The following is an 11,839-nucleotide window of genomic DNA, read 5'->3' as shown; positions in this document are numbered from 1 at the left end:
GTATTCGGCAGGTGCTAGCCGGGAAAAACAGACAACATCGTGCTATTGGGGCAAAAAGAGCCCTGGCGCAGGGAAACCGGTTTCTTTGTGCACGCCCTATTTTGGCCTGACCAAATAGTTAGAGCGACCACAAGCGCCGGAACTCGGCGGCCTGACGCTTGGAGATGGGCACCTCCAACCCGTTGGCGAGAGTAACATCCAGCCCGCCACTGACGGCGGGCTCAATGCGGGCAATATAAGCGGTATTGACGATCCAGCTACGGCTGGCGCGAAAGTACTGCTCCGGGTCCAGCCGCTCGGCAATGGCGCTGATGGGACGGTACACACTGGGGGCGGCATCGGCCAGGTGCACACGCGTGTAATTACCCATGGCTTCAAAAGCGCATACCTCCCCTAGGCTGACAAAAAAACAGCGTTCGCCATCTTTGATAAAAATGCGCTTATCCGCCGCTAAAGCCTGGGGCGGGGACTCACTGCGCACTTTGTCGAGCGCGGCTTTAAGGCGCTCGGTGCGCACCGGTTTAAGCAAATAATCCAGCGCGTTTACCTCAAAGGATTTGATGGCATAGTCATCAAACGCGGTGACAAAAATCACCTGGGGTGGGTTGCTGGCCCGCTCCAACACTTCAAAGCCGTTGCCGTCGGGCAAATCAATGTCCAGCAGAAGCACATCGACGCACTGGGCTTTGAGCGCCGCAAGCGCTTCGGCGACGCTGGCCGCCTCAAAGGCCGGATCGGCGCCGTCAATCTGTGCCAGTTGTTCCCTTAGCTCGAGCCGTGCCAGGCGGCTGTCATCCACAATACCCACTTTCACAGTTAGGTTTCCGTTTCACAGGGCAGAAGAATTGAGGTGTGGGCGGTGCACTGATCATCGCCCTGCGCACAGCGGCGATTGAAGCTCACACTCGCCTGCGACTTGTCGTACATGAGCGCCAGCCTGTCGGCGATGTTATGCAGGCCAATACCCGTACTGAGCCCGCTTTGCTCGCCAGGGTGCGCCGGGCAGGGGTTACTCAGTTCAATACTGAGACACTCGGCCTCCACTCGCACTGTGAGCGTGACCTCGCCACCGTCGGCCAGCTTGCCGATGCCGTGCTTTATTGCGTTTTCGACGCACAGTTGCAAGAGCATGCGCGGCAAGAGCAGCTCGCGGCTCGCCGGATCGATCTGGGCGTTAAACACCAGCCGATTTTCGTAGTGGAGTTTGCACAGGGCGACATACTGCTCCACCACGCCCAGCTCCTCTTCCAGAGTCACCTTGGTGTTTTTATCGCGCTGCAAGTTGTAACGCAGCATATCGGCAAGCTGCGCCAGAGCTTCACGCGCACGGGTCGGGTTGTCGAGAATCATGGCGCGAATGTTATTGAGCACATTGAACAAAAAGTGCGGACTCAACTGCTGAATCAGCACATCCAGCTGGCTGCTGGCGAGCGCCTGATTGGCATCGCGCAGTTGGCGGGCTTTGATCACCGTCAGGTAACCGCCGCTCCACAGCAGCAGGGCCGTTACCATGTTAATCGCATTACCCCAGAACACCATCTTAAACACCATGGCCTCCTGCCCTTTGGCAATCGGGTCGGTGATTCCCGTGGAGGCAAGCGCCCAGACGCAGGCAACCAGCAACAACCCCGCTAGCGCACCACCTGCACCGGCGTTAAGAAAAAAATACAGCAGCTGCCAAACAAACGCCCGCTGCCTGATCCAGCGCTTGTAGCCCGCACGCATCACATGGGAATAGAGCGCGGCGCTGCCGATTAACACCGCGCCGTGGAGAAACTCAAAAGGCGTAAACCAGGGCCGGATGTACAGGGCGAAAGTCACCCCGACGTAGAGCATCAGCCAGCCGGCTGCCTGGTAGATGGGGTAGAAAAGGCTGTTCATCGTGACGTCTGTAACAGGGGCGCAAGCAAACTTGGACCCACCTCAATGGATTGATTGTTGAGCCACACCATAGCGCGCGAGCCGTCCAGATAAAAGCCGATAACGCTGGTAAAACCCGCAGTCTGCCCGGCATGCCAGGCATAGGGGCGCCCCTGTTCGTCGCTATCGAGCATCCAACCGAGTGGGTGAGTGCAGCACTCGCCCAAATGCTTGGCGGGCTCAAGCATAAACCCGATTAATTTTTTCGTATCCACATCTTGAGCCATGAGCGACTGCAGGTACTTGATCATATCGTCCAGACTGGAGACCACCGCCCCGGCGCCAGCCAGGGCATCAAAATGCCAGGCGGAGACAGGCTCACCCATCACGTCATAGCCTTGTGCCAGTTTCGCGGCATCGCCTGCGCCTGTGGCAACGTAGGTATCCGCCATAGCGAAGGGTTTTAGCAATTGCTCATTGAGCAGCTCGCTAAAACTCAGCCCCGAATTTTCAGCCAGGGCTTCACCCAGCACACCAAAACCAAAATTGGAGTAAAGGTAGCCTTTCTCGCCGGGGACAAGCTCTGCCAAAGCCTTGTGCAGCAGTGCCCCATCGTAGTGGGCATAGGGGTCGGCGTAGGTGGTCTCGTCCAGGCGCATATTCGGTGGCAGGCGCGGCAAACCACTGCGGTGACTGGCCAGCTCCACCAGCGTGATGTCCGCCGGCGCCGCCGGCCAGATATCGCTCAGCGAGGTGCTGGCCGAAACCTTTCCCGCCGCGAGAGCCCGCGCCAGCAAGTAGGCCACCATAGTCTTGGTATTGGAGCCAATTTCATACAGGGTGGCCGCATCGTGCCCGGCGTAGAATTGCTTGTCGACACCCTGCGGGGTGATCACGGCGAGCGCACCGCCGTGATCACCCGCCTGCGGCTTTGGGACGGACGCTTGGCCCTCCTCATCGGCCGAGACCTTTTTTAAGTCCAGCTCACGCTCCATGCCCTGAACAAATGTGCCCCGGTAGGCGCCGCCGCGAAAACGGCCCGTGTAGCTGGCCTGAATCATCGGCGATTGAAAACTCACCGTCTGGTCACTGATGCTCAGCTCCGTCAGCGGAATAGCGTAGGAGTGCTGGGCGGGACTGTCGAGCGTTCCCAGGTAGCCATCGGCCAGGACCGCCACATTCAATTGCAAAGGCAGAGTACCGCTTTTGTTGATGATTAAATCACCGCGGTAGCTACCCTCAAACACCAAGCGCTCGCGGTCGGCCGCGTCGAGCTTTTGCAGCTCGATGTCCACGTGCTTGCCCTGAAGAAAACGGCCCTTTAATCGGCCATCCTCGAGCACGCCTTCAAAACTGGCGTTGAGCTCTTTTTCGGTAAACGACACCGAATTGCCGTCCAGGCTGAACTGAGTAGGCTTGCGGCCAAACATCCCTTGGTTGGGGCTGTCCAGCGTCATTTCGCCCTGCTCAATGTTGATGCCCAGTGTCAGGCTGGTGCCCTGGGGAAACACCAGCGCACCGCGCCAGCGACCGTCCAGTTCAGAGCTGTAGCCATTGCCACTGCCTGTTGAATCAGTGGCCGAGGCATTGATCGCCAGGGCGCCCATTATTCCCAGTATTAAGCGCTTGAAGGGGTTGTTCATCTGCTCATCTCCTTATTGATTTTTGAGCCTCCAGTGTAAGTCTAGTGTCCGAACGCTGGTGAAAGCTTATGACAAGCGGGCGCAGAACCCTGTGTATTTACTCTCTGGCTTTACCGGCGGCATCACGGCCATCTGGCCCAGGCAAACGGCTTCTGGTAAAGTAGCGCCGCTTTTCAGCCACCCCTGTTTGCCTTATATGCCCCTACCAGAATTCAACTTTGCCCAGGCCGTGGGCCTTGTCAGCTTTGCGCTTGGCATCGCCTGCTTTTATCAGCGCGACGATCGCAAACTCAAGCTGATCATGGTGGCCATGAACCTCAACCACGCCTTTCACTTCGCCCTGCTGGGGGCCTTTACCGCGGTGGCCAGCTCGGTGTTGTCCCTGCTCAGAACCTCATTGGCACTGCATACCAGCTCGCGCCAAGTGGCCTACGGGTTTATCGCCCTCACGCTTGGCTGGGGGCTCTATCTGGCCGAGACTTGGTACGACCTGCTGCCCGTTGTCGGCAGCTGCATCGGCACCTACACGGTATTTTGCCTGAAGGGCATTCCCATGCGCATCGGTTTTTTACTCGGTGCACTCTGTTGGCTCGGCAACAATATTGTGGTCGGCTCTATTGGTTTGACGCTTTTGGAAACCACGCTGATTGCCGTCAACCTCAACACCATTTATCGCCTGTACCGCGAGCGAAAAGCCGCGCCGTTGATGCAGCCGCCCTGCCCCACCGCCTAAGGACAAGGCCATGATGTCAACGCTGTTTTTGATACTGTTTTTAGCGGGGAGTGCGCCCTTGGTATGGTTGTGCCGCCGGCAACTGATCAACCCGAGCTGCCACGGCTTCTATCGCTTTTTTGCCTTTGAGTGTTTACTGGCACTCGCGCTGATCAACCTGCGTCCAACCGAACTGGCACTGCTGACACCGCTTGGCATTGCCTCTGGCGCCTGTATGCTTTGCTCCCTGGCGGTGGTACTGACGGGACTTAAGCAGTTGCACGCTGCGGGGACGGCCGAGCGCACCGACGCGCCGGAAAACTTCGCCTTTGAAAATACTCAGGTATTGGTGACCGGCGGTATCTACCGGTTTGTACGTCACCCGATGTACTCGTCTTTGTTGCTGCTTGGCGCCGGCCTTTTCCTGCAAAAGCCTTCTGCCATCGCCGCGCTTTTGGGGCTAATGGCCTGGGGCTTTGTCTGGCTTACGGCGCGAACAGAAGAAAAAGAAAACCTGGCGTTTTTCGGCGAGCCCTACCAGCAGTATCGGCACCAGAGCAAAATGCTGGTGCCTTTTATGTTTTAGCTTTTGCGTTAAATTTTTTGCGCTTTAGTTTTGCCTGGAGCTTAAACGAGCACAACGCGGCTCTACTGCGAAGCGCCCGAGGCCTGTAAAGACGTTCCCACGGCAGGGCCGCCAATGGGGTTTTCCGAGGCGGGGCGCTGGCGCTGCGCCAGCTGGCCGGCCTTTTCTGCCTCGTAGCGGGCCGCAGCACCCGCAACGCTACCGCCATCACCGGTGGTCAACCAACGCCGTGTGCGGCCGGCATCCCCGAGCGGTGTGCGCTTGCCAAATGAATCCAGAAACACCATCGCGGTGGGTTCACCCTCGACATTGACCACCATCGCCAGGCAGCGGCCGGCGTCAGTGAGATAGCCGGTTTTGCTCAATAACACGTCCCAGCGGGAGCTGCGCACCAGTGGGTTGGTGTTGGCGTAATAGAGCGAGTAGCCCGGCTGGGTAAACCAGACGTCGTGCTTGCTGGCCGTGCTTGCCTGGCGAATCTGCGGGTAGCGGTAGGCGGCGCTCAGCATCTTGGCAAGATCGCTGGCGGTGGAGACATTGGCATCCGACAGACCGCTGGAATCGACAAAGTGGGTGTTCTCCATGCCAAGCTCGCGAGCCTTGGCATTCATCGCCTGAATAAAGGCGTCGTAGCCTTGCGGGTGATGCCTGGCAAGCAAATAGGCCGCGTAGTTCTCTGAGGACATCAGCGAGATGTGGAGCAAATCGCCGCGCTTGGCCATAGACTCGGGGCGGATGCGCGAATAGGCATTGGCCGCTGCCGCGAAGTGGCGCTTTTCCACGGTGAGCCTCTCCTCCAGATCGGCCCCCGAATCGAGCACCACCATCGCCGTCATTACCTTGGTAATGGAGGCGATGGGCATCACCCAATCGGCCCGTTTATCGAACAGCGGCGCCTCGGCATCCAGCTTTGTGACCAGGGCGCTAACGGAGGCCAGGCGCAAGCCAGATGGGTCTGGCGCCACCGATTCAGAGGCCTGGATACCCAAAGCCAGTACCAGCCCGGCGGCCATAAAGATAGCTCGTAACATGCATCACCCAATTCTTTGCTTATGGTCACAGGGTAACACGATTTGGCGCATAAAGTTCCAACACCTTAAGCACTGCCGTGCGGCGAATCACACAGCTCCGCGCAGAATGTGGTAATTGCCATACACGTCACACAGGTGTCGATAAGCTGGTATAAACTGAGAGTTTGAAACCTCCCTTTAAGGAAACACTTATGAAAACGTGGATTTTGCTTGTGCTCGGATGCGCCCTGGCACTGAATGCTGCGGCCCTGGATCTGGGCGATGTAGAAAAACAGCTGGGCGACTCACAGGTCTCTGCGCCGGCGGGTTTGCTGAACTCGCTCACCGAGCAACTGGGCATCAGCACCGAACAAGCCGCGGGAGGCACCTCCGCACTGCTGGCCATGGCCGCCAACAATTTATCCGAAGATAATGCCGCCAAGTTGTCGGAGATTGTCCCCACCAATGGTGGCGGGCTCACCTCACAACTGGTCAACCAGATTAGCAGTATGGACAGCGTCAAAGCCGCGTTTGGCAAGCTGGGGATGGACCCGGCGCTGATCAGTCAGTTCACCCCGGTGATCATGGATTATATTGGCAACAACGGCGGAAAAGAACTGCTCGGAAAACTCTCTAGCTTGTGGAGCGGTAACACTTAAACGAGCCAAGCTGCGGACCCCTCTCAAGGCGCCGCAGCCAGCCAACCGGTTCGCTAGCGCGCGCTGTACTCGGCGCGCTCGCCAACCTGGGCAAAGTTCACCTCGACCCGACGATTCTCTTCGCGGCCGTTCTCGGTGTCGTTACTCGCCACCGGGTTATCTTCCCCGTGACCCTCTACCTGCCACTCCATCACCTGCACACCCTGCTCCTTCAGATACTGCACCACGCTTTGGGCACGCTTTTGCGAGAGAGTGTCGTTGTAAGCGGCGGGGCCGGTAGCATCGGCGTAGCCGTCCACCGAAGCTTGCAAGCTGATGCCCTGGTGCTCCTCGGCATCGTCAATCAACCCCAGCAGTTTTACTTTGGCCGAGGGCGTCAACTTCGCCGAATCAAACGCAAAGTGCACGGACTCCTTCACCGGAAAATGCTTTTGCGCCTCTGCCATTGCCGAGTTGTCCTGCTCGTCGACCGGTGTCACTCGCGGCTTGGCTGGCTCGGCCTTAGCCTGCTGGTCGGTGTCTTTTTTCACCGAATAATTGCCGCCCTGCGCGGCATTGACATTGCGCACATCTTTTTCGGTGCGCATGTTCACCAGCTCATAATCGCTGCTGTCTTGCTCCGCCGTTTGCGCGGTGTCGGTGCTGCTGCAAGCGGCAAGCGTCAGCGCCGAAACAAACGTGTACACGGCCATACCCATTGACGATGTCTTTTTCATAGTGTGTCTCCCTTAGACGTTAATAACTGGCCAGTGGAGTGCGAGAGACGTGCCAGTGTGACCAATCGCGAACAATCGCCTTTAAACTGTGATACACATCCGAAATCAGGCCGACAAGCACCACAATTGCGGCTTTTGTGGGGCAAGGGTTACCAATGATTTGTAATTTGTTCCTTCATCGCAGCCATTTTCCCACAAATACACTTGACTACAAACGACTACAAAGCTAATCTCAAACCATAGGGATAAAGGAATAACCATTATGGCGTTTAAATCTCACCCCACAACCATTCGCTTGAGCGAACAGGAACAGACGTTTCTGGCCTCGCTGAAGTTACCTGGTGCCACCACCGCCAGCGATAAAATACGCGCGTTGATTCAGGAAAAGCAGCGCCAGATGCAAGCCGGGGGGGATTTTGTCACCGCACTGGATACCGCCGAGGGTATTCTCGGCCCTGCCCAGCAAAACCTAAAAATCTCCGAGAACCAAGCGGGCATGCACTCGCAACTGCTCAGGCGTACCCTCGACTGGGCACCGGAGCTCCTGGCGACGCTGCTGTACGCGCTACCAGCCGATAGCAAACAAACGGCGCCGACACTGATCAAACTTGAAGCAGACATCGCGCGGCATGTAATGCGGTTGCTTGATGAAGTGCTTCAATCGTATATTGCTCGCGATAGCGCCCTCTATCGGGCCGATTCGCTGGACACGGATACCGTAAAACCCCTTGGCCGGCTCTGCCAGGTGGTGCATAACGATATAAACCACAAAGAGTAAGGAGACACACTATGAGCGAATCCCTCTTGGGCCGCGTGGCCCGCCTGGTTGGAGGCACCTTTACCTCCATTGTCGATGCCGCTGAAAATGCCGCCCCCGACATCGTTGCCCGCCAAGCCATTGAAGAAATAGACAGCGCGATTGACGAGGTACGTGCGGAAATTGGCCGCAAGCAAGCCAATCGCCACAACGCCAATCTCGAGCTCTCAACACTGAACAACCGTGCCGAAGAACTCAAAGCCCAGATTCAAACAGCCCTGAAAAATGAGCGCGAAGATTTGGCCGAGGCCGGCGCCTCGGAGCTGGTGGGTGTAGAGGATCGCATCCCAATTATCGAAACGCTGATCGCCTCGACCCAAGAAGAGGAACAGGAACTCGCGCGCTATTTATCCGGGCTGCGCTCCAAGCGCGAAGAAATGGAGAAAGACCTTCAGATCATTCGCGAGCGCAAAGCGGCTGACGCTGGAAAAACCGGCGGCAATACGGAAAGCGGCAGTTTGTCAGTGGATCGAAAGGTTGAAAGAGCCAGCGACGCTGTGTCGCGGGTGAAAAGCTCCGTCACGGGCGTGCCCGGAAGCGGCTCAGGCAGTGATGACGCTGCACGCGCAGAGCTTGAAGAGCTTCACCGAAAAAATCGTGTCGCCGAGCGTCTGGCTGCGCTGAAGCAGGAAAGTTAAATGCTGGATTTTATTCTGGCTGACGCCAACCTGCCGTTTGCCGTTGCCATCGCCCTTATGTTAATCATCGGCTTGTTCGAAGGTCTGGGAACACTGATGGGCGTCGGCTTCGGCAATATGTTGGATTCGCTGATACCCGATTACGACGTCAACCCCGAGTTTGATGTCGCAGAAGCCGGCTCCAACAATGCACTGTCGCGCTTGCTCGGCTGGTTACGCGTCGGCAAGATTCCACTGCTGATGATTTTGATCGCACTGTTGATCGCCTTTGGCTGCTGCGGGCTTGCTATGAACTTGTTGAGCGCAAGCCTACTCGGCTGGATGCTACCGCTGTGGTTGTCCGTGCCCGCAGCTTTGATAGCATCGTTACCTGTGACCCGAGGCGTTGCCAGGATACTTGAAGCGATTCTGCCAAAAGACGAAAGTACCTCGGTCTCGCTGGAAAGCCTGATTGGGCGCCAGGCCTTTATCACCTTGGGCGAGGCCAGTAGCGAGCGCTCTGCCGAGGCACGGGTCACCGATCAGCACGGCACCACGCACTACATTCTGCTGCAAGCCGAACAAGGCCACGGCCCTTTTACCCCAGGCAAACCCTTACTTCTGGTCAGGCGCTCGGAAAATACCTTTGTGGCCATAGCCGCAGCGCAAGATTAAAGCTCTCCCCCGTTAAAAAGGAACATTCAAATGGAACAGGCAAGTAACCTAACATTTATTCTCATCGTTGCCGGCGTCTCTTTTGTCGGCCTGATGATTATCGGTATGATTTTCGCCAGACTCTATACCAGAGCCAACAAAGAGCGGGCGTTTGTTCGAACCGGTTTTGGCGGCGAGAAAATTATTAAAGACGGCGGCGCCATTGTGTTACCGGTGCTGCACGAAATTATTTACGTCAATATGAACACGCTGCGCCTTGAGGTGCGCCGCTCGAATGACCAGGCACTGATCACCAAAGACAGGCTGCGGGTGGATGTCACCGCCGAGTTTTATGTGCGGGTGAAGCCCAATAACGAATCCATCGCCACAGCCGCACAAACCCTTGGCGGACGCACCCAGCGTCCTGAAGAGCTAAAGGCCCTGGTTGAAGGTAAGTTCGTGGATGTTTTGCGCTCAGTGGCTGCAGGCATGACCATGGAGGAGCTGCACGAATCTCGTGTCTCGTTTGTTCAGGAAGTCCAGACCAGCTGCGCCGAGGATTTATTCAAAAACGGCTTGGAGCTGGAGTCAGTTTCTTTGACCGGGCTGGATCAAACCGCCAAGGAATACTTTAACGCAGAGAATGCCTTTGACGCCGAAGGTCTGACCAAATTGACAGAGCAACTGGAATCACGCCGCAAGATCCGCAATGATATCGAGCAGGAAACCATGGTGCAGATTCAGTCCAAATCCACCGAGGCGGCAAAGCGCCAACTGGCCATTCAGCAGGACGAGGAGTTCGCCCGCCTGGACCAAGCTCAGGAGATTGAAAACCGCCGGGCAAGCCAACAATCTGATATTGCCCGCGTCGCCGCCGAGCGCCGCCGCGAAGCCGAAGAGGCCGACATTGCCTCCAGTCGCTCTGTGGAGCTTGCCCGCATCGCCATGCAGGAAGAAACCCAGAATCGCGACATTGAGAAGCGCAAGCGTCTCGAACTGGCCAGCCAGGACGAGAAAATCGCCATTGCCGAAAAATCCAAGGAAGAGTCCCGCGCAGCTGCCGAAGCCGACGACGCCAGAGCGCAGGCCGTGGCCAAAGAGGAAAACGTGACCACCGTGCGTGAAACAGCACGCGCCGAGCGTGAGAAGCACATTGTCGTGATCAAGGCGAAAGAGGCTGCCGAGCGCGAAGCCATTGGCATTACCGTGGAAGCAGAAGCGCGTAAATCGGCCGCCAACGACGAGGCAGAAGCCGTGCGCGTCACCGCTGACGCCGAGGCCGGTGCGATACGTGTGAAAGCCGAGGCCGAAGCCGATGGAGCCCGCCAGCTCAACGAGGCGAAAAACCTTTTGAGCTTGGATCAGATTTCCTTCGCAGAGCGCATGGAGATGATCGCCCAGCTGCCGAAGATCATGGAGCAAGCCATGAAACCCGCCGAAAAAATCGACAGCATCAAGATTTTCGACATCAACGGCGCCCCTGGCTTTAGTGACGGTGGTTCAAACGCCAGCGCAGGCGGTGGCAACCTCTCCGACCAACTGGTCAATGCCATGCTCAAGCATCGCGCTAATGTGCCGCTGCTCGATTCCATTTTGAAAGAGATCGGCCTGGAAAATATGGACCCGCGGGCGATCATCGACGGCAAACTGTTTGATCAGAAGGCGGCTGGCGAAACAGAGCAATCTGCCGATGACAGCGCCACTCTCACAAATGCAGACAAGAAAGACCAAAGCCAACAGCAAAAAACGCAGGCCGACGATGAGGATCTCGAAACCGTTTAAGCGCTAGCAGCAAAAAGCGCCTAAGCAAGCCCCCGACTCACGACCTCTTCGGCTCATGAGTCGAGGTACGCCGAGCTCGAAATGCTCGGCGTACCGGCTTTCCAATTACCAATCCAGAAATACGTCTTTCGGATCAAATTTATAGCTGGCACTGCTTAGCTCTTTGCGCTCGCGGATACTGTTAATGTCGCGCTGTGCATTCAAGGTCCAAATGGGTAACTCCTCCTCAAGCAACCGATAGCCATCTGCCAGCATGGCGCCGACAATGGCGCGCCGCGCGCCTATGGCCTGATCAATACGCTGAAAGGGGCCCTGATGCATGGCACGCTCAGGGGTGTGCTCACGCCCGGCGTAGGCGAGAAGCGTGGCGATTTCATCTTCATCGCGGCGCAGGTGAATCTCTACACGCCAGTCGTTTTTCTCGAGCACCAAAGGCTCGGCAGAATCGGGAATGGTTGTGGTGTCGGTCAAAAGAAACCTCCTATTTATCTGGCAATAAAAGCGATCGTCCTGATCGATTTTATTGTCACCCTCGCTGCACTGCGATATTGCACGGAATATCTGGCTTAGCGAGGACTCGCGTCCGGGGCAAGCCCGGCGGCGGCACTTCCCTGTGCCGCTGAAACCTGGCAACAAAAGCGAGCGTACTGATCGGTTTTATTGTCACCCTCGCTGCACTGCGATATTGCGCGGAATATCTGGCTCAGCGAGGACTCGCGTCCGGGGCAAGCCCGGCGGCGGCACTTCCCTGTGCCGCTGAAACCTGGCAACAAAAGCGAGCGT

At 57.1% G+C, this 11,839-nt stretch carries 13 protein-coding genes; 7 read left to right on the top strand and 6 right to left on the bottom strand.

What is annotated here, in order from left to right; translation table 11 throughout:
• Positions 1 to 118: 118 nt before the first annotated feature.
• The 3 genes from QWI16_RS15900 to QWI16_RS15890 are packed head-to-tail and all read right to left on the bottom strand — an operon-like array spanning position 119 to position 3,503.
• The gene (locus QWI16_RS15900; RefSeq protein ID WP_302714594.1) at positions 119 to 814 is read right to left on the bottom strand and encodes a LytR/AlgR family response regulator transcription factor; all 696 of its coding nucleotides are present in this window, start codon (positions 812 to 814) and stop codon (positions 119 to 121) included.
• Between the two features lie 2 nt (positions 815 to 816).
• On the bottom strand, positions 817 to 1,881 hold the full coding sequence (locus tag QWI16_RS15895; RefSeq protein WP_302714591.1) for a sensor histidine kinase: 1,065 nt from the start codon (positions 1,879 to 1,881) through the stop codon (positions 817 to 819).
• Positions 1,878 to 3,503, bottom strand: a complete 1,626-nt coding sequence (locus QWI16_RS15890) for a serine hydrolase domain-containing protein (RefSeq protein WP_302714589.1) — start codon at positions 3,501 to 3,503, stop codon at positions 1,878 to 1,880. The genes QWI16_RS15895 and QWI16_RS15890 overlap by 4 nt, the downstream gene beginning before the upstream one ends.
• A gap of 91 nt (positions 3,504 to 3,594) precedes the next feature.
• On the opposite strand from QWI16_RS15890, the gene QWI16_RS15885 reads away from it, so the two are divergent.
• Positions 3,595 to 4,236, top strand: a complete 642-nt coding sequence (locus QWI16_RS15885; RefSeq protein WP_302714588.1) for a YgjV family protein — start codon at positions 3,595 to 3,597, stop codon at positions 4,234 to 4,236.
• Between the two features lie 10 nt (positions 4,237 to 4,246).
• Entirely contained in the window at positions 4,247 to 4,801 is a 555-nt protein-coding gene (locus QWI16_RS15880) for a methyltransferase family protein (RefSeq protein ID WP_302714587.1), read from the top strand.
• A gap of 62 nt (positions 4,802 to 4,863) precedes the next feature.
• Here the strand turns inward: QWI16_RS15880 and pbpG are convergent, their stop codons facing one another.
• Entirely contained in the window at positions 4,864 to 5,832 is a 969-nt protein-coding gene (gene pbpG, locus QWI16_RS15875) for a D-alanyl-D-alanine endopeptidase (RefSeq protein ID WP_302714586.1), read from the bottom strand.
• 191 nt (positions 5,833 to 6,023) lie between these two features.
• Between pbpG and QWI16_RS15870 the strand changes: the two genes are divergently transcribed.
• The gene (locus QWI16_RS15870) at positions 6,024 to 6,470 is read left to right on the top strand and encodes a DUF2780 domain-containing protein (RefSeq protein WP_302714585.1); all 447 of its coding nucleotides are present in this window, start codon (positions 6,024 to 6,026) and stop codon (positions 6,468 to 6,470) included.
• A gap of 53 nt (positions 6,471 to 6,523) precedes the next feature.
• On the opposite strand, the gene QWI16_RS15865 is transcribed toward QWI16_RS15870, so the two are convergent.
• Positions 6,524 to 7,186, bottom strand: a complete 663-nt coding sequence (locus QWI16_RS15865; RefSeq protein ID WP_302714584.1) for an OmpA family protein — start codon at positions 7,184 to 7,186, stop codon at positions 6,524 to 6,526.
• A gap of 262 nt (positions 7,187 to 7,448) precedes the next feature.
• Between QWI16_RS15865 and QWI16_RS15860 the strand changes: the two genes are divergently transcribed.
• The 4 genes from QWI16_RS15860 to QWI16_RS15845 are packed head-to-tail and all read left to right on the top strand — an operon-like array spanning position 7,449 to position 11,056.
• Positions 7,449 to 7,964 (top strand): hypothetical protein, encoded by a 516-nt coding sequence (locus tag QWI16_RS15860; RefSeq protein WP_302714582.1) that lies wholly within the window; start codon positions 7,449 to 7,451, stop codon positions 7,962 to 7,964.
• An 11-nt stretch (positions 7,965 to 7,975) separates the two neighbouring features.
• The gene (locus QWI16_RS15855) at positions 7,976 to 8,641 is read left to right on the top strand and encodes a PspA/IM30 family protein (RefSeq protein WP_302714581.1); all 666 of its coding nucleotides are present in this window, start codon (positions 7,976 to 7,978) and stop codon (positions 8,639 to 8,641) included.
• The gene (locus tag QWI16_RS15850; RefSeq protein WP_302714580.1) at positions 8,642 to 9,295 is read left to right on the top strand and encodes a YqiJ family protein; all 654 of its coding nucleotides are present in this window, start codon (positions 8,642 to 8,644) and stop codon (positions 9,293 to 9,295) included.
• 30 nt (positions 9,296 to 9,325) lie between these two features.
• Positions 9,326 to 11,056, top strand: coding sequence for a flotillin family protein (locus QWI16_RS15845; protein ID WP_302714578.1), 1,731 nt, complete (start codon positions 9,326 to 9,328; stop codon positions 11,054 to 11,056).
• A gap of 105 nt (positions 11,057 to 11,161) precedes the next feature.
• On the opposite strand, the gene QWI16_RS15840 is transcribed toward QWI16_RS15845, so the two are convergent.
• Positions 11,162 to 11,527 (bottom strand): PA4575 family protein, encoded by a 366-nt coding sequence (locus QWI16_RS15840; RefSeq protein WP_302714576.1) that lies wholly within the window; start codon positions 11,525 to 11,527, stop codon positions 11,162 to 11,164.
• Positions 11,528 to 11,839 lie beyond the last annotated feature (312 nt).

Source organism: Gilvimarinus algae (assembly GCF_030518215.1).
In the GTDB taxonomy this organism is placed as follows: domain Bacteria; phylum Pseudomonadota; class Gammaproteobacteria; order Pseudomonadales; family Cellvibrionaceae; genus Gilvimarinus; species Gilvimarinus algae.
Note: the sequence above shows the minus strand (reverse complement) of the source record. Positions and strands in the feature narration are given on the sequence as shown.

Coding starts and splice junctions, on each gene's coding strand:
- QWI16_RS15855 (WP_302714581.1), top strand. CDS start 7,976: ATGAGCGAATCCCTCTTGGGCCGCGTGGCCCGCCTGGTTGGAGGCACC.
- QWI16_RS15845 (WP_302714578.1), top strand. CDS start 9,326: ATGGAACAGGCAAGTAACCTAACATTTATTCTCATCGTTGCCGGCGTC.
- QWI16_RS15880 (WP_302714587.1), top strand. CDS start 4,247: ATGATGTCAACGCTGTTTTTGATACTGTTTTTAGCGGGGAGTGCGCCC.
- QWI16_RS15895 (WP_302714591.1), bottom strand. CDS start 1,881: ATGAACAGCCTTTTCTACCCCATCTACCAGGCAGCCGGCTGGCTGATG.
- pbpG (WP_302714586.1), bottom strand. CDS start 5,832: ATGTTACGAGCTATCTTTATGGCCGCCGGGCTGGTACTGGCTTTGGGT.
- QWI16_RS15865 (WP_302714584.1), bottom strand. CDS start 7,186: ATGAAAAAGACATCGTCAATGGGTATGGCCGTGTACACGTTTGTTTCG.
- QWI16_RS15890 (WP_302714589.1), bottom strand. CDS start 3,503: ATGAACAACCCCTTCAAGCGCTTAATACTGGGAATAATGGGCGCCCTG.
- QWI16_RS15870 (WP_302714585.1), top strand. CDS start 6,024: ATGAAAACGTGGATTTTGCTTGTGCTCGGATGCGCCCTGGCACTGAAT.
- QWI16_RS15850 (WP_302714580.1), top strand. CDS start 8,642: ATGCTGGATTTTATTCTGGCTGACGCCAACCTGCCGTTTGCCGTTGCC.
- QWI16_RS15860 (WP_302714582.1), top strand. CDS start 7,449: ATGGCGTTTAAATCTCACCCCACAACCATTCGCTTGAGCGAACAGGAA.